Raw genomic sequence first — 15106 nt, 5'->3', positions numbered from 1 at the left:
TACGGCCGGACGAATAGTGGATACCTCTCCGGCTCTTTCGCTAGTTCATTAGTCGTCGCTGAGACCGCCAGTCCGGATTACCTGCCGCTCCGAACCAGCACCATGACAAAGCTTCGGAACCGCTTGACAGGCCCCTCAGCCCTGGCCGCCCTGGCAGGTGTGGTGGCGGCCGCCGTCGTACTTGCCGTTGCGGAGCTCCTCGGCGCATTTTTCACCGCCAGGGCAACCCCGCTGTTCGCCCTCGGATCCACCTTCATTGACTTCACGCCGCCCCGGCTGAAGGACTTCGCGATCGCCACCTTCGGCACCAACGACAAGACTGCCCTGTTCGTGGGCATGGGACTGACCATCGCGGTGCTCGCATGCATCCTGGGCATCGTGGCCTACCGGAAATGGGCCTTGGGCGTCCTGGGCGTCCTGTTCATGGGCGCGGTGATCGTTGCTTGTGTCGTGACGCGTGCAGGCGTCAGCCGAGTTGACGCCATCCCGTCCGTACTGGGGACGGTGGCCGGCCTGGTGGCCCTCCGCCTGCTGGTGGCACCGCTCTGGCGGCTGAAGGAAAGCAAGCCATGGCCCGAGACTCCCGCGGACCAGGCAGCCGACGCCGACGCCCGGCCGGGGCACGAAGGCGCCAGCCGTCGGCGGTTCTTCGCTGCTGCCGGGGTTACCGCGGTGGCCGCCGGCATCGCCGCGACCGGCGGACGGTTGCTGGGCGCGGCGCGCAACAACGTGGCCAAAGCCCGCGAAGCGCTCACGCTGCCGGCACCTGCCAAAGCCGCCGCCGCGGTTCCCGCCGGCGTGCAGTCCCCCGTCCCTGGCGTCACGCCATGGTTGACGGACAACGCCGACTTCTACCGGATCGACACCGCGCTGAGCGTCCCGGAAATCAACGTCAACGACTGGGAACTGCGGGTCCACGGCCTCGTGGAGCAGGAAGTCACCCTCACATTCCAGGACCTGCTCGACGCCGAGCTCATCGAATCCAACGTCACGCTCACCTGCGTGTCCAACCCCGTAGGCGGCAACCTCGCCGGAAACGCCAAATGGCTGGGCCTTCCCATCCGCGATGTCCTGGCCAGGGCCAAACCCAAAGACGGTGCTGACATGGTGCTCTCCAAGTCCATCGACGGCTTCAGCGCCTCCACCCCCTTGGAGGTCCTCCAGGACGGGCGTGACGCCATGCTGGCCATCGGCATGAACGGCGAACCGCTGCCGCTGGAGCACGGCTACCCGGTGCGGATGGTGGTCCCGGGGCTCTACGGGTTTGTGTCCGCCACCAAATGGGTGGTGGACCTGGAGGTCACCCGGTTTGCGGACAACAAGGCCTACTGGACCGAGCGTGGCTGGTCCGAACGTGGCCCCATCAAGACCATGGCGCGCGTGGAGGTACCCAAGTCCTTCGCCAAGGTCCCCGCCGGAAAAGTCGCCGTGGGCGGTACGGCCTGGGCCCAGACCCGGGGAATCACAAAGGTTGAAATTCAAATCGACAACGGCGACTGGACCGAGACGGTCCTCTCCACGGAAGCGTCCACCATCACGTGGCGGCAGTGGTCCTACGAATGGGACGCCGCACCCGGCCCGCACTACATCAAGGTCCGCGCCACCGACGGTACCGGGCAGGTCCAGACGGACCAGCGCGCAGATCCTGTCCCTGACGGTGCGTCAGGCTGGCAGTCGGTGATGGTCACCGTCCAATAGCCGTCTGCGCCATTCGCACTCCATAAGCTTCCGCCAAAACGTGGGGGTGACCATTCCATCGACTTTTGCATGGGTCAGCTGATGTCCTGGAAAAGTGGCACTGTGTTGAGCGTCGCTGCAGTGAAGCGGTGCTTAGGCGCTGTCGGCGGCCAGGGCTGCGGGTAGTTCGGTCAGGGTAGTGACGGTGTGGTCCGGTGGGGTGAAGTAGGCGGGGTAGGGGGCGCCGGTGCGGTTGATCCAGGCCGTTTGCAGGCCCGCTTTGGCTGCCCCGTGGATGTCCCAGGGGTGCACGGCGACCAGCATCATCTGTGAAGGGTCCGTGCCGGTGACGTGTGCGGCGTAGCCGTAGGCGGCCGGCGCCGGTTTCCACGCGGGTGCGTTCTCGACCGAGAGCAGCGCCTCGAACGCGCCACGGATGCCTGCGGGGTCGAAGAGCTTCTCAGCGACCGTGGCGGAGCCGTTGGTCAAGGTGATAAGCCGGTACCCGGCCTGGTGCAGGGCCCGGACTCCGTCGGGAACCTCGGCGTGCAGGCCGAGTGAGGCCATGCCTGACATGATGTGCTCCACTGCCTGGCCCACGGTGGTGTTGAGCTCGGTCCCGGTCAGCAGGCCGCGCAGCGCTTGGGCTCCGATGCCGGCGAATGTGCCGTTGTCTCCTGCAGCGGTGAGGGCGAACCCGTCCCTGAGCAGGGTGGTGAACCAAAGCTTTGAGAGGGCCTCGGGCGCGCCGACCTCCGCGAAACGTCCTGCCATCGGGGACATGTCCGAAAGGGTTTCATTCACATCAAAGACAATCACTGAGGGGCTGGTGCTCACAACGTTCTCCTCCAGCGCTGGGGACCGGTTTAGGGACCCACTCTGCCTCATGACGGCCACAGATGATAGATGGATGGCCTCCTGACCCGGCCGCCCTGCAGCTATACGAAAAGGGCACGGTTGCAGGGTGGCTGCCTGGACATGCTCGGCTTGGAGGGAATGCGCGGGCGGCGGGCCTTGTTAGCCCGGCTATGACACTTCTTCCCACACAGGCAGCACCCGAGCTTGCCCTCGCCTTGGTTGGCGGGGGAACCACCGATGATCTGAAGCTGGGTACCGGTGCCGGCGGCCGTTTCAGCCTGGTTGTTTTCTACCGGGGCCTGCATTGCCCGATCTGCCGTAAACAGCTGACCGAGATCGACCGGCGGATCGAGGATCTGAAGGCTGCCGGCATCGGCCAGATCGTCGCGATCAGCATGGAAACAGAAGAGCGCAGCGCCCGGATCGTGGATCAGTGGCACCTGGCCAACCTCCCCGTGGGCTACGGGCTGAGCGAGGAAGCAGCCCGGGCCTGGAGCCTGAACCTCTCGCACGCGATCAAGGACGGCGAGCCGGACCTGTTCAACGAACCAGGCATTTTCATCCTCGATGAGGACCGCACCCTGTTCTGGTCCAGCACCGCGACCATGCCCTTCGGCCGCCCGTCCCTGGACGATGTCATTGCCGGTGTCCGCTACGCCCAGGAGCACGACTACCCGGCCCGCGGCGCCGCCTGAGCGGCCCGGCCCCAACAAGCCCGGAGCAGCCGGAAATCACCAGCGCACCGGATTTTACAACCGCCGCAGTGAACGGAAAGGCAACACATCGATGACCACCACCCAAGCCCCCGTACGGCGCGAATACGTCGAGGTCTCCGGGACATCCCTGTCCTATCTGAGCAGCGGCGCCGACCAAGCACCGCCCCTGCTCTTGCTGCACGGCACGTTCTGGAGCCGCGTGTGGCTGCCGGTCCTGCCAGCATTGGGAACCGTCCGGCGATGCATCGCCCTGGACCTGCCCGGATTCGGGCGCAGTGACGGCGAACTCGACCCCGACCAGGCCACCGTCCCGGCCCTCGCCGGAACAGTTCTCGCTGCCGCCGATACCCTCGGGCTGGACAGCTTCGATTTGGGCGGCCACGACATCGGCGGAGGAATAGCCCAACACCTCGCAGCCACCAGCGGCCGGGTGAACAAACTCGTGCTGATGAACTCTGTCATGTTCGACTCATGGCCGGTGCCCGCGGTGGAACGGTTCCGCGACCCTCAGGTCCGGGTAGCCACCACCGCCGCGGAGCTGCTGGAGGCCCGTGCGGTATCCACGCAGCGGGCCGTCAAACGCACCCTGAGCGAGGAGGAACTGGCCGATTACCTCTCGCCGTGGACCGAACCAGCCCGCCACAGCTCGTGGATGGCCATGGCCGCCGCCGCCGATCCCCACTACACCCTGGACCTGGTCCCGCTGCTGCAGGAAACCCACATACCCACCCGTCTGGTCTGGGGCACCGAAGACGACTTCCAAAAAGTCAGCTTCGCTCACCGCTACGTCACCGAGATCACGGGATCGGATCTCGTTGAAGTCAACGGCAAACACATCCCCACCGAAGACGCGCCCGACGCCGTCGCCCACGCCATCCTGGAGCACCTCGGCACATGACCGCGGCCGGAACCCCCTGCACAGACCGCCGGCATGAAAACTTACGTATCCGCCTGAACTCCGGGCACCGGGCTGAACCCGCTCCCCCTGCGCTTGCCCCCGGGCAGGCCAAGGCGCACCATGGCAGATAACCACAAGGGCCGCTCCGCATGGATCGGCCTGGTAACCGTAACGGAGGATCCATGACCAGGGACGCCAATATCCACGCCCAGGAGCGCTTCGGCGCCGCCGTGAACAGCGGCAAACTCGATGAATTCGACGACGTCGTCGCAGCCGGCTGCGTCGATCACGACCCGGCACCAGGACAGGGACCGGGTCCGCAGGGATTCAAGGACCTCTTCACAGGGTTGCGCTCATCTTTTCCCGATCTGCACCTCGAGGTCGAACACCTCACCGCCACCGACGAAGACGTCGCCTTCGCCTGCACGGTCACCGGGACACATCAGGGACCGCTCATGGGCCACCCGCCCACCGGCCGGAACATCAGCATTCGGGGCATGCAGATCGGACGGTTCGAAAACGGCAAACTCGTCGAACGCTGGGGAAGCAGCGACCAGCTGGGCATGCTCACCCAACTCGGACTGGCCCCCCAGCCATGAAACTTGTCCGCGCATTGGCCACCGGGGGCGCAGCAGGCGCAGCGGGGACCACAGCACTGAACACCCTTACCTACCTGGACATGGTGTGGCGTGCCCGGCCCGCCAGCAGCACACCGGAGGCCACCGTCAAAAAGTTGGCCGACATAACTGGGGTCAAGATCCCGGGCACCGACGAAGAACGCACGAACCGCCTGGCCGGGCTCGGCCCGTTGACAGGGCTTATCGTCGGTGTCGGCGTCGGCGCGGTCCTCGGGATTGCCCGGGAAGCCGGCTACCGGCCCGGACTCCTCGGCTCGTCACTGGCCGCCACGGCCGGCGCACTGATCGGCAGCAACGGCCCCATGACCGTTCTCGGAATCACCGATCCACGCACATGGTCTCCCGCCGACTGGGCCAGTGACATCATCCCGCACCTTGCCTACGGCATGGTGACCGGCGTCGCACTGCACGCACTGGACCCGTCCGCTTACCACCCGTCTTGACCTGCCCGGGGCGCGTAGCCGAGGGCACACATCAGCCGCATCCAAGCAAGGGCGTCGCTGTTCCCGTGCTCCTCTGCACTCGCGCCGCCGGCCACTGCTATGCAGCGGGTGCGCTCGTTCCCGGCCCGGAGTTTTCCTTGCCCGCTCCCCCACCAGGGGTGCTCTGAATGTTGTCCAGTGTGCCGGGTTCACTCAGACCCCGGCCCCAGGATTCGGGCGACCTTGGCAACTGCGATGTCGAGTGCTGTGGTGACCGGTCCGCCGCTGGATGCAGCCATCTCCGCTCCCGTCTCTTCATCCGTGATGACCCCGCCGTCGCCCAAGGTGAACATGGACAGGTGCGAGCGATCCCATCGGGAGAAAGCATCGTTGATGGCGTTGGCGAGATCCATGAAGGTGTGCGAGGGCCCGACCGCGAAGATGCGACCAGGCCAGGGCCACAGCTGCTCACCGCGACCACCGAGCAGTTCCACAGTCACCGATAACCAGGTCCGCGCCATACCCTCAGGATGGCACGAACCGCAGGGCCTCCCCCGTCGCGTCACTGCATGACACGGGCGCCAGCATCCCCAAGCACTGCCTTGCGCCCCGGCGTAGGCGGGCGCGGTAGTTTTTTAGCCGAGCAGGTCCACATACTGGGGGCGCGCCTTCATTGCATGAATCAGCAACTCATTGCCGCTGTCGAACCGAAGGACGACGAGTTCAAGCAGGCGGCCCGCGGCATCGAATCCGAGCCTCAACTGCCGGGCCGGGCTGTCCTCGTCGAGATCCGCAACGTACACCGCGTGATCTGCCGCGTGGATCCCATCCTCCGCACTGATGCCGTGTTTAAGAGCGGATGAATGTGCCTGCACTATGCGGCGCTGATCCAGGCCCGGACGGCGGCCCGGATCGCTTCCGAACGGCTTAGGTGATCATGCTCGGCTCGAGCGGTGAGCTCCTGCAGCAGTGCGGCATCCATGCGCACCGGCACCACTTCGCCGGGGCCCTCGCCGACCGGTCGGCGGCCTCGCTTGCGCAACTGCTCGACTGGATAGCCACGCTCCGCTTCGTCGGCCCACGCCTGGATCACCTCGTCAGTGACCGGCACGCCGTTAATCTTCTCATCACTCACATCCAAATCGTAATACGAAATTGAGGCTGATTGAAGGTCCTGACGAAAACTCGCTGCCCACAGCCGGGGACAATCCTGATGGGTTCCACCGCTACTGCTGCTGAGGGAGCTTTCTCGATGGCTCCCGATTCTTCAGCCGTGGATAACCCCTTGAACGTTGGCTATTAGCGCCAGGTTTAGAACAGCTCTGCAGGCGGTTCCTCGCACGGCAGTGGTGCGAGTTTGGTGCGGTGGCCGTCGTCCGGGGTGCAGCCTCTGAACGGGCCATCTGTTGAGAGCAGAACGGACATGTGGTGGTCTGCGTGGTCGCGCCACCACACGCTCATGCCTGTGGTTCCGTCCAGGCGCAGGAACTCCCAAGCCCGCCAGAGCGCTTCGAGGCGGCTGATCGCTTCGGCGTGCTTCCACCACTGCGGGCACCAGGTCACGCCGCCCTGCACGTTGAGCTGCCGGCGGTAGCTAGAGGCCCCTCCTAAAAGCTTCGCAGGGCAACCGAAACTACTGCCGGGTTACAGTGGTGCCATGAGCCGCTATCGTTGCGATCGGTGCAGGGCAGCTATCGAGCCGGTGTATGAAATGACCAACCCGATTGCGGGACAGCTGGACGCGCCGGTGGCACGGATACAACTGGGGTGGCGCTGCACGAATCCGGAGTGCGGAGGCCAGACAGGCAGCCCACACACGGCTAAGCCTCAGGAAGATGCGGGACCGCCCAATTCGCAAGCAATTCCTCTGTGAGAGAAGAGCTCGCGGCGCGAGACCCGTCGGGAATCTTAACCAGGTGCTTTTTGAATTCTCAGTTTGAGCGCAACGCCGATCATTATCGACCCGCCTTTCTCTCCTGATGACACTAAAGGGCCCTTGTCCTGCACTTGAAAATGCACAGACTGGAAGTAGCAAGGAGGAGTACACATGCCCAAGGTGGAATTTGATATCGACTCCCGCGTCCCACCGGAAAAAGTCCAAGGAGCGTTGCTGGACTTCAGCCCACGGCGGCCCGAGACCTGGCCGGGCATATACCCGCCCATGTACGAGGTCTACGAAGTGGGAGAGACCTACGCGGACATAAGGGAGGGAAGCAAGGCGCCCGGCGGCCCGATCTGGGCCAAGGAACACTACGACTGGTCAACCCCCGACACCGTCACCTGGACAGTGCGGGAAAGCAACTTCTGCGCACCCGGAAGCTACGTCACCGCCAGGCTCACGCCCAATGGCAGCGGCGGTTCCAGAATCCACATCACTTGGAACCGACACCCAACGAGCATGGCCGGGCGCATTGCCACGTTCCTTATCGTGGCAATGCGGGGCGCTCCAGTGGCAAGCTCCATGCGCCAGGGACTACGGCGGCTAGAAGCCCAAGGCGCGCCCTAAACCGCCGACGCAGGCTCAAGAGCCCCCTCCTACCACGTGGGAATCACCGCTGTGACACGAGGTTGTGTCATGTCCAGAATTCGTCTGCCTTGGCGGTGTCATCAAAGTATTCCCGGCCCTCGACGACTTTGCCGTCCCGGAGCACGAAAGCAATGACGGTTCCGGCGTCCAGGGTCTTACCGTTGTTTTCGGCATGCGTCTGCTGGATGCCGATAGTGTGGTTTTCGCCGCCGACAACGTCCTGGACCGCCGCCTGGAAGGTCCCCTGGGAGCGGGTTCCGAGCTCTCCGAAATACGCCAAAATCGCGTCTCGACCCTCTTTTGTTCCAGACAGCATGCCGTTCCCGGCCGCGTACCAGACCGCGTCCTCCGCGAAGATCTCGGTGAGTGTCGTCAAATCCCCTGCATTGAAGGCCTCGTACCCGCGCCGGATCAGTTCCGTATTTTCCTGAGCACCCATTTCAGGCACCCGCCTCTCCACTTTCTGCAATCAGGACAATTTAAGGCTATTCCGGTCAGGGAACACTGTCGACGTCGAAATAACAGGACAAGACTGCACCACCCCGTCGCCGACAAGGGACCACCCCCGAACACGGGTGTTATGAACTTCCGGCCACCAGCCACTTCCGGATGGGTTCGGCCACGAGGCCAGCTCCCTGCGCGCACATGCCCCAACGCCATTGGCATTAGCCTCTTGTGGGCGTCCCCGTTCGGTCTCCTGCGGACATGACTGGGTACAGGTAAAGGCTGCGGCGGTCTTGAGCGAACATTGCGCTCAGTATGGGCTGCCGTTTAGGAACGGGTTCTACCGTGGAGGCCAGGACACCGTCGTTGGGGGCAGTGCCCTGGAAGGTGACAGGGTCGGCGGCATTAAGGCATCCCATGAGACAGGGGTGCCGCCCCCCAACCGCCGCCGGCCCAATCCCTTCCATCCCTAGGTTGAAGGACGGTATCCAAGCGCATGCCCGTGGCGAATGTTCATCGGGCGTCGTGTGGCGTCTGTTGGTCACCACGCTTGATTCGGGACGGCTGCGCCCCACTCCGTCATGGCACCGGCTACGGGAAGCGCCGGGTAAATCCAACAGATCAGACCCGACCCCTGATCGGGGCTCGGATGGATGGCGCTACGCCGGCTGTGATGCCAGGACGCACTAGCCGATGCAGGTTCAAGCGGCCCGGTGGGTCGGGCTGAAGTCGGCACGGGGTTTCAGTTTGGGGTGTCCGGCATCTTATGGCATTACATAATTTTCGATTTAGAAGCTTCGATTTGATAATGCTTGGCTGTTCGGCTATGTTTTGGCGCCCGCCGCATCCGCTTGTTCAGCAAGCTGCTAGCCTTAATTCATGGCAAAAAAGACAGTGGTGCTGCTCGAAGACGATATTGACGGTTCGCAAGCCAGGGAAACAATATCTTTCGCCCTAGACGGTAATGAATATGAGATCGACCTCAATGAGGGACACGCTAACGAACTGCGTGAGGCCTTGTCCCGCTTTACCAATGCCGGCCGTAAAGTATCTGGCGGACGTGGCCGTCCGGCTGCCCGGACGAAGTCCCCCCAGACTGGGCCGGACGCCAAGGCGGTACGGTTGTGGGCGGCTGAGCACGGCATTCAGGTAAATACGCGCGGTCGTATCCAGGCGGAAGTCATGGAGAAGTATGAAGCCGCTCACTAGAGCTGGAAGAAATCAGAATCGGGGCTGGAATCCCTAGCAGGATTCCAGCCCCGATTTTTTTGGTTGGGAGCTAGGCCATCACGTAGCAAAAGCCTTTTATGCCGCAACAGTCCGTACATCGGGGAATCAGCCTTCTGGGGCTTTCTTTGGTTCGAGGTCTTGGGGGGGTCGCGGTGTTCTTTCATGTTGCAGGTATAGGACGGTCCTTGGGGGTCCAGGAGGACTCGCATGTGGTGGTCCGCATGGTCCCGCCACCAGACGATTATGCCTGTCGCGGGGTCGGGTCTGGGGTGTTCCGATGCCCACCACGGTGCTTCTATGTGGAGACAGCTTCCGGGTGCAAATACCATTCGCTGCACCAAAGCAGCAGGAATGCTCCTTCGCCGTGGTTAGGCCTTGTCGCCCGATCCGGCCCCTTCGGATCCGGGCAATGGGTCATGTAATCCTTCTGGGCCGGGCGCTAGACTTTGAAAAAATGTAGAAGCTGAGGGGGCGTCTGCCTCAGCCTGGCAGGCAGGCAGGTAATGCAAACTCCGCAATCACCCTCAAAGCGACATGAGTGGGCCCAGCGCATCGAGTCCCGGTAAAGATGCCGATTCAGGAGGCGACGTGATCTATTCCGATCCTCGCCGGGCAGCACTAACCTTGATTGAGTCAGGTGGTCTTTCCGTTGAAGATCTCTGGCATCAGTACCGCATCCGGGGTGGAAAAGCCGACGCCTGGGAGCTGGATGCCTTCATCCACGACGTCCCTATCATGAATGGGATGGAGGTCGAGATTCTGAGGGTGTGTCTCAACCAGCTCCTTCCAAATGTTTCAAAGGCCGGGAGCTCGAAGAGGGGCGGGAAAAGGTTGGTCTTTCCGATTCCTGTGGCCCTCAGACGGGCGCTGGGGCTCCGGACGGAAAGCCACGGGACCAGGGGCCGAAGGAAATCTCCACGGCCCCGAAAGTGACAGCCATGTCGTTCGCCTTTTTGTCGGTATCTGCCGTGGTAATCGTGGCCTCGCTGGTGCTGTACGACCAATGGCTCACCGCAGACCAGCGGGGCAAATCCAGGCAATACAAGAACAGGCGGCTAATCACTCTTTGGATCGGGATCGCAATGAGTGCTGCCTTCTTGCTCTTATTCCTCCAAGGCTGAAGATTCTTCTCGTACCTCCCCAGAAAGTGTCGAGAGGTCCCTGAACGTCCTGCCGGGCCGTCGAGAGCGTCCCCCACGCCAAATCTCTTGCTCCTAGGCGAAGGACCACCGTCGCGATCCCCAAAAGCCAATCGATGAAAGAACCAGAGTTCAGCTAGCCGGTGGTACTGCATGAACCCGCCAGCCGTCGTCCGGCGTGTAGGACGCGAGAACTGGACCTTCGCCGAAAGCGGCGTGTGATGCAGGGGCATGCCGCAGAACAGCGCAGGTGCACGGCAAACCCCCCGCCAGGACCTCCTTGGCCCAGCTGAGAGCATCACAAAAACTGACACATCGGATGACGCAACGGCCAGCGCGATGGTCATCCCCGTATTCGAGGACATACGGCATGCAGCGAAGCCTGACAGGCCAGCAAAGCCCCGTACAGGGCCCTCTGTCCCGTCTTCAGGTCCGTTTTGCGGGTGGCTCATCGCAGCTGCCTTTCAACCCAACCCAGGCAACGGCCCGGGTCTTTTATATATTTGGTGGTGAATCTACTCGCGGCCCGCATTGTGCATACCTTTGGGGTGGGCTCCCCTTGCATCAAAGTCCGCAGCGCTGATTCCGGCAATTCGAGATCTTCTTTGCCCAGGCAATTGATGAACAACGGGACAAGGACAGCGGGCTGGGCCCGGATGAGCTGTATGGCCTTTACACGAGCTGGTGCCTGCTGAACAACGAAGACCTGCAGCAGCCCGCTGCGCTGTGACGACGGTTCATCCACTGAATGAAGAACAACTAGGGCACAGCCCAACCTGACGTCAAGCAGCGGCGAAAAGCGCGTCAGAATAGGGTCCGAAAGGCAGTTCCTGCACATGCCCACTGTTGAGTCTCAGAGTCCTACCTGACAACCAGCTCGGAGGCGCCCACGACGGCAGCCCGATGCACAGAGTTAGGCTCAACGAGGCTGGAGACGTCGAAAATGCCTTCCTTGGTTGCCTCGCGGAGCCGCTGGAGCAGGGCGTGCTGGAGTTGGTGCCAAGATATTAATATGAAGTCTCGCCTCTTCGATCTCAACTCCACCTGGCAGCTCCCCGCCTCGCCCAACGAGGTCTGGGCCGTCATCGCAGACACCGACATGAGTTGGCCCCAGTGGTGGCCGCACTGCACCTTCGCTACGCCCTTGGAGCGAACCGAAGCCGCGAGCAACGCGCAGGAGGATATCCTGATGGCCACCACGGCCCACCTGAACTTCAAGGCGTTCCTGGGTTACACGCTCACCATCACCATTCATCCCACGAAGGTCGCCATGCCTCGTGAGATAGAGTTCGACGCCGGCGGGCACTTGCAGGGGACCGGGCGGGTAAGCCTCGTCCCCCAGGAACAAGGCCAGACAACTCGTATGGACATAGAGTGGCGCGTGCGGCCTACCCAACGCTGGATGAACGTACTGACACCGGTTGCCGCTCCGGCCTTCGTAGCAGCACATGCCCTGATGATGCGGCAGGGGGAAAAGGGCTTGCAGCGAGAACTGGCCAACAACCGCGCCAAGAAACCTGCGTAGACCCGTCTACATTCACCTAGCCAGCTGAGGACAACAGTTCTAGGATGTAAGCAAGTTAGCCGAGCTGGGGAGCCTTCGCAGCCCACAGTTCGAGTGTGCAGTAGCAAGCACTATGAACGGGGGCCACGATGAAGATTCATCCCACCCTCGCTGACAGCCTCCGGCGCCAGGAGAGCCCTTCCTCGAACGACTGGGAAACCACCTTCCGCACCATGGTCCTCTACGATCTGGCGGCAGACATTGAACTTGGCTTCTTCCTCTCGTACTACCGGAATTTTGCTATCCCGCGCATAGCGGCCACTCTCTACCGGAACGGCGAAATCCTGGAGCGTCCCATGAAGCGCTCTTACGACACTGCAATCGTCATTTACGAGCTCATCGCAAGCGGCCTCGATAGCGACCGGGGAGAGCACATGGTCGCCCTGCTCAATCGCGCTCACCGCAACGTCCCCGGCAGCGCGGACGATTACCTCTACGTCCTTCTGACCCTGCTGGTCGTCCCGGTTCGCTGGGCCCAGCAGCATGGGTGGCGCCCGCCCACAGGAGCAGAGCTAACCGCTGCAGCCCGTTTTTTCGCAGAGTTGGGATCCCGGATGAACGTACAGGGTATGCCGGAGACCTATGCCGAAGCGGAGCGTTTCTTCGACCAATACGAGGCAACCCATGTCTCTGCATCGATTGAAGGCCAAAAGCTGATGGACGCGACAGTTCAGGTCTTTCAGAGCCGTCTGCCGCTTCCTCTACGACCCTTCGCTGCAAGAATGATCAGTGTAATGCTCGCTGATGACCGGCTCGTTGGCGCCCTCGGGCTCCCCCGCAGCGGCCGAGGCTCCCGAGCCACCTTGAGAATTATTCTGGCAGTCCGCAACGCCCTCCACCGCCGGCTGCCGTTGCAGCGAAAGCCTCATTTCACGCCAGGAAAGGCCGGCTCGTCTTTGTACCCGGGCAGCTACTCGCTCGATCAAATCGGCCCCGTCAAGGTCCCTGACCCGTCAACCTTCCAAAGCAATGAACTATCGTGAAGCTCGAAAAGTAGCCCGCAAGGCCGAGCAAGGCTTTGGGTTGCCCAAGGCGCCAACGCTCCAGCTCATTCAGGACAAACTGGAACGGCAAAGAAGCCGCCCCATCATTGTCGACGAACTACCCGGCCTATCCGGATCGGAACTCTGCGGGGTCTGGCTCATCTGCGCTGACCGGGACATCGTGTTGCATGCCCCCGTGAAGTCGGCCTGGCACCGGCAGCAGATCGTCCTTCACGAGTTCAGCCACATGATTCTCTGTCATGACCTCGAACAAAGTAGCGCAGACCTTGCCGCGACCTTCCTGCCTGACCTGAGCCAGGACGTACTCCGCGTGCTCGGACGCAGCAGCTACACAGACGGCGCAGAACTCATGGCTGAAGTCTTGGCCGACCAACTCGCTACTCGGATCATCAACAGCGACGTCGATGCCATGCCCGAGCCCTTGGCATTTCGACAAGTATTCGGCTGATGGAAGCGGTCCCTGCCGGCGCACTCTGGGTCCTGACCGTTCTCAGGCTTCCAACAGCGCTCGATGCTCACCGTGGAAGCGTCTTCCGCGCGACTATCCTCGCTGCGATCGCCTGTACCCTTTATGTCCCAGCGGTCTACTACACCGTCGATCCATTACTTGGCGGACACAACCGCGTCGGGCTGGTTACCCTATTGTCCTTGCTCCTGGGGTTCTGGCAGTTTCGCACGGCGATTCTGCTGGCAGCGGTTACAGATACAGAAGTACGACGGCGGCAGCTCGTCTTGGGCAGATTCGCTGCTGCCGCCGTGTGCACCACAGTGACGGCCGGGTTTCTCGCCAGCCGCGTGGATGGCACCGATCCCAACTTGCCGCTGACCTACGCTGACCAGCCCGGGATGGCAGTCTTCCTCTGGACAGGCTCCGCTTTCATCATGTGGGTCTGCCTCGACATAGCCCGGGTGTGCCGCAGCAACGTCCCGCACATGCACGCACCGGCCTTCCGGTCGGCTTTTTCCCTCATCGCAGGGGGATGCGTCCTCTTCGCACTTGTCCTGCTGGACCGGCTGATCTACGGCGCTGTGATTGCAGCTGAAGGCGCCGACAGCCAAACAGCTGCCGCACTGACAGGCTTCTACTGGATCGGAGAGACGGCTGCTGTGCTCCTGGTCAGTCTTGGACTACTTCTCCCCCGCATGGCGGGACGCCTCCGGCAGGGCATCTTCGCGCTGCGGGCAAGGCTACTTCTCATGCAGATCAAGCCAATTTGGAATGACGTTACACGTTGCCAGCGTGAGTTGGTCCTGCAGGACCACCGCCCCGCTTTACTCGTGTTCTTCTCCCGCCACGCGGAAGCCCAGCTTCACCGGCATCTAGTCGAAATCCTAGACTGTGAATTGGCGAGTCCCCTAGCCCGCGAGCGCCTCAACGAACACCACTTGTCGGTAGTCGAACGCGCCGAGCTCTTACTCAAGAGCCGCTCCACGCCCCACCTTCCTCGTTAGAATCCACCCCTCACACCTCTGGCATCCAAGGCGCCAGCGTTAGATGCTGTCACGGCCAGTCATGTCGCCCCGCTGAGCCTCGCTGATGAATCAACGTGAACCAGAAGAATTGCGAAGAGTGCCGTACCACTTTCGAAGCGACGCGGAGGAGCCACCGGTTCTGCTCCCAACGTTGCGCGAACAGGCACCGGAGTCGTCGCCACCGAGCCACAATTCGACCTTCTACAGTGCCGGCAACAACTTTGAGCTCGCCGCACCTCAAAGCGCAGTTGCAGGCTACGAAGCGTCGCCTGGAGTCCGAGAGGATATCCTGCGAGCGCCAACGCCAAGTGGTTCAGTCCAAGCTCCGCTCTCAAGCCGCAGAGATCGACCGGCTCGAAGCCGAGAGTTCGGAACAGCGGCTGAGCACCAACCTCCTCCAGTCGGAGGTCGCACGCCTTAAACGAGCTCAACGGACTAATGTGCAGGACCTGGCGCACACCGCGGCCTTGCTTGTCTCAATCTCCCGTGCCAAGGGAGTGGCTCTTGACGTCCGAA

17 protein-coding genes and 1 pseudogene are annotated in these 15106 nt (G+C 62.4%); 12 read left to right on the top strand and 6 right to left on the bottom strand.

The window, feature by feature from the left end:
• Window positions 1–102: 102 nt before the first annotated feature.
• The gene (locus NIBR502770_RS06135) at window positions 103–1698 is read left to right on the top strand and encodes a molybdopterin-dependent oxidoreductase (RefSeq protein WP_141181351.1); all 1596 of its coding nucleotides are present in this window, start codon (window positions 103–105) and stop codon (window positions 1696–1698) included.
• A 132-nt stretch (window positions 1699–1830) separates the two neighbouring features.
• Here the strand turns inward: NIBR502770_RS06135 and NIBR502770_RS06130 are convergent, their stop codons facing one another.
• Entirely contained in the window at window positions 1831–2514 is a 684-nt protein-coding gene (locus NIBR502770_RS06130; RefSeq protein WP_246857414.1) for a haloacid dehalogenase type II, read from the bottom strand.
• A gap of 191 nt (window positions 2515–2705) precedes the next feature.
• Between NIBR502770_RS06130 and NIBR502770_RS06125 the strand changes: the two genes are divergently transcribed.
• The 4 genes from NIBR502770_RS06125 (at window position 2706) to NIBR502770_RS06110 (ending at window position 5230) form a co-directional block, all read left to right on the top strand.
• Window positions 2706–3230, top strand: coding sequence for a redoxin domain-containing protein (locus NIBR502770_RS06125; RefSeq protein WP_141181349.1), 525 nt, complete (start codon window positions 2706–2708; stop codon window positions 3228–3230).
• A gap of 91 nt (window positions 3231–3321) precedes the next feature.
• The gene (locus tag NIBR502770_RS06120; RefSeq protein WP_141181348.1) at window positions 3322–4149 is read left to right on the top strand and encodes an alpha/beta fold hydrolase; all 828 of its coding nucleotides are present in this window, start codon (window positions 3322–3324) and stop codon (window positions 4147–4149) included.
• 182 nt (window positions 4150–4331) lie between these two features.
• Window positions 4332–4748 (top strand): ester cyclase, encoded by a 417-nt coding sequence (locus NIBR502770_RS06115; RefSeq protein WP_141181347.1) that lies wholly within the window; start codon window positions 4332–4334, stop codon window positions 4746–4748.
• Window positions 4745–5230 carry a hypothetical protein gene (locus NIBR502770_RS06110; protein WP_141181346.1) on the top strand — a complete coding sequence of 162 codons (486 nt, stop codon included), beginning with the start codon at window positions 4745–4747 and terminating at the stop codon, window positions 5228–5230. Before NIBR502770_RS06115 ends, NIBR502770_RS06110 begins: the two co-directional genes overlap by 4 nt.
• A gap of 188 nt (window positions 5231–5418) precedes the next feature.
• Here the strand turns inward: NIBR502770_RS06110 and NIBR502770_RS06105 are convergent, their stop codons facing one another.
• Window positions 5419–5709: a hypothetical protein gene (locus NIBR502770_RS06105; RefSeq protein WP_210418920.1), complete on the bottom strand. Its 291-nt coding sequence runs from the start codon at window positions 5707–5709 to the stop codon at window positions 5419–5421.
• 177 nt (window positions 5710–5886) lie between these two features.
• Between NIBR502770_RS06105 and NIBR502770_RS21805 the strand changes: the two genes are divergently transcribed.
• The gene (locus tag NIBR502770_RS21805) at window positions 5887–6072 is read left to right on the top strand and encodes a hypothetical protein (protein ID WP_210418919.1); all 186 of its coding nucleotides are present in this window, start codon (window positions 5887–5889) and stop codon (window positions 6070–6072) included.
• Between the two features lie 11 nt (window positions 6073–6083).
• Here the strand turns inward: NIBR502770_RS21805 and NIBR502770_RS06095 are convergent, their stop codons facing one another.
• Both NIBR502770_RS06095 and NIBR502770_RS06090 read right to left on the bottom strand, forming a co-directional pair.
• Window positions 6084–6344: a ribbon-helix-helix domain-containing protein gene (locus NIBR502770_RS06095; protein ID WP_141181344.1), complete on the bottom strand. Its 261-nt coding sequence runs from the start codon at window positions 6342–6344 to the stop codon at window positions 6084–6086.
• Window positions 6345–6520: 176 nt separating this feature from the next.
• A pseudogene (locus tag NIBR502770_RS06090) lies at window positions 6521–6793 on the bottom strand (DUF4913 domain-containing protein); the annotation flags it as partial.
• Between the two features lie 463 nt (window positions 6794–7256).
• Here NIBR502770_RS06090 and NIBR502770_RS06085 point away from each other — a divergent pair.
• Window positions 7257–7715 carry an SRPBCC family protein gene (locus NIBR502770_RS06085; protein ID WP_141181343.1) on the top strand — a complete coding sequence of 153 codons (459 nt, stop codon included), beginning with the start codon at window positions 7257–7259 and terminating at the stop codon, window positions 7713–7715.
• A gap of 67 nt (window positions 7716–7782) precedes the next feature.
• Here the strand turns inward: NIBR502770_RS06085 and NIBR502770_RS06080 are convergent, their stop codons facing one another.
• On the bottom strand, window positions 7783–8196 hold the full coding sequence (locus NIBR502770_RS06080) for a nuclear transport factor 2 family protein (protein WP_246857475.1): 414 nt from the start codon (window positions 8194–8196) through the stop codon (window positions 7783–7785).
• Between the two features lie 863 nt (window positions 8197–9059).
• Here NIBR502770_RS06080 and NIBR502770_RS06075 point away from each other — a divergent pair.
• On the top strand, window positions 9060–9389 hold the full coding sequence (locus tag NIBR502770_RS06075; protein ID WP_141181342.1) for an Lsr2 family protein: 330 nt from the start codon (window positions 9060–9062) through the stop codon (window positions 9387–9389).
• On the opposite strand, the gene NIBR502770_RS21800 is transcribed toward NIBR502770_RS06075, so the two are convergent.
• Window positions 9386–9739 (bottom strand): DUF4913 domain-containing protein, encoded by a 354-nt coding sequence (locus tag NIBR502770_RS21800; RefSeq protein WP_371416496.1) that lies wholly within the window; start codon window positions 9737–9739, stop codon window positions 9386–9388. The two genes, NIBR502770_RS06075 and NIBR502770_RS21800, sit on opposite strands and share 4 nt — an antisense overlap.
• A 1822-nt stretch (window positions 9740–11561) precedes the next feature.
• On the opposite strand from NIBR502770_RS21800, the gene NIBR502770_RS06065 reads away from it, so the two are divergent.
• The 4 genes from NIBR502770_RS06065 (at window position 11562) to NIBR502770_RS06050 (ending at window position 14569) form a co-directional block, all read left to right on the top strand.
• A complete protein-coding gene (locus NIBR502770_RS06065) occupies window positions 11562–12074 on the top strand; it encodes an SRPBCC family protein (protein WP_168223124.1) in 513 nt (170 codons plus the stop codon).
• A gap of 128 nt (window positions 12075–12202) precedes the next feature.
• Window positions 12203–13096, top strand: coding sequence for an oxygenase MpaB family protein (locus NIBR502770_RS06060; protein ID WP_246857412.1), 894 nt, complete (start codon window positions 12203–12205; stop codon window positions 13094–13096).
• Entirely contained in the window at window positions 13083–13565 is a 483-nt protein-coding gene (locus tag NIBR502770_RS06055) for a hypothetical protein (protein WP_134164281.1), read from the top strand. The genes NIBR502770_RS06060 and NIBR502770_RS06055 overlap by 14 nt, the downstream gene beginning before the upstream one ends.
• Window positions 13565–14569: a hypothetical protein gene (locus NIBR502770_RS06050; protein ID WP_141181340.1), complete on the top strand. Its 1005-nt coding sequence runs from the start codon at window positions 13565–13567 to the stop codon at window positions 14567–14569. Before NIBR502770_RS06055 ends, NIBR502770_RS06050 begins: the two co-directional genes overlap by 1 nt.
• The last annotated feature ends 537 nt before the right edge of the window (window positions 14570–15106 follow it).

It is taken from the genome of Pseudarthrobacter sp. NIBRBAC000502770, from assembly GCF_006517815.1.
GTDB lineage: Bacteria > Actinomycetota > Actinomycetes > Actinomycetales > Micrococcaceae > Arthrobacter > Arthrobacter niigatensis.
This window is presented reverse-complemented; position numbering and strand designations above follow the sequence as displayed.

Excerpts from the sequence above, each read along its gene's own strand:
- NIBR502770_RS06115 (WP_141181347.1), top strand. The coding sequence starts at position 4,332 with ATGACCAGGGACGCCAATATCCACGCCCAGGAGCGCTTCGGCGCCGCC.
- NIBR502770_RS21800 (WP_371416496.1), bottom strand. The coding sequence starts at position 9,739 with ATGGTATTTGCACCCGGAAGCTGTCTCCACATAGAAGCACCGTGGTGG.
- NIBR502770_RS06085 (WP_141181343.1), top strand. The coding sequence starts at position 7,257 with ATGCCCAAGGTGGAATTTGATATCGACTCCCGCGTCCCACCGGAAAAA.
- NIBR502770_RS06120 (WP_141181348.1), top strand. The coding sequence starts at position 3,322 with ATGACCACCACCCAAGCCCCCGTACGGCGCGAATACGTCGAGGTCTCC.
- NIBR502770_RS06135 (WP_141181351.1), top strand. The coding sequence starts at position 103 with ATGACAAAGCTTCGGAACCGCTTGACAGGCCCCTCAGCCCTGGCCGCC.
- NIBR502770_RS06050 (WP_141181340.1), top strand. The coding sequence starts at position 13,565 with ATGGAAGCGGTCCCTGCCGGCGCACTCTGGGTCCTGACCGTTCTCAGG.
- NIBR502770_RS06065 (WP_168223124.1), top strand. The coding sequence starts at position 11,562 with ATGAAGTCTCGCCTCTTCGATCTCAACTCCACCTGGCAGCTCCCCGCC.
- NIBR502770_RS06110 (WP_141181346.1), top strand. The coding sequence starts at position 4,745 with ATGAAACTTGTCCGCGCATTGGCCACCGGGGGCGCAGCAGGCGCAGCG.
- NIBR502770_RS06075 (WP_141181342.1), top strand. The coding sequence starts at position 9,060 with ATGGCAAAAAAGACAGTGGTGCTGCTCGAAGACGATATTGACGGTTCG.
- NIBR502770_RS06125 (WP_141181349.1), top strand. The coding sequence starts at position 2,706 with ATGACACTTCTTCCCACACAGGCAGCACCCGAGCTTGCCCTCGCCTTG.
- NIBR502770_RS06060 (WP_246857412.1), top strand. The coding sequence starts at position 12,203 with ATGAAGATTCATCCCACCCTCGCTGACAGCCTCCGGCGCCAGGAGAGC.
- NIBR502770_RS21805 (WP_210418919.1), top strand. The coding sequence starts at position 5,887 with ATGAATCAGCAACTCATTGCCGCTGTCGAACCGAAGGACGACGAGTTC.
- NIBR502770_RS06055 (WP_134164281.1), top strand. The coding sequence starts at position 13,083 with ATGAACTATCGTGAAGCTCGAAAAGTAGCCCGCAAGGCCGAGCAAGGC.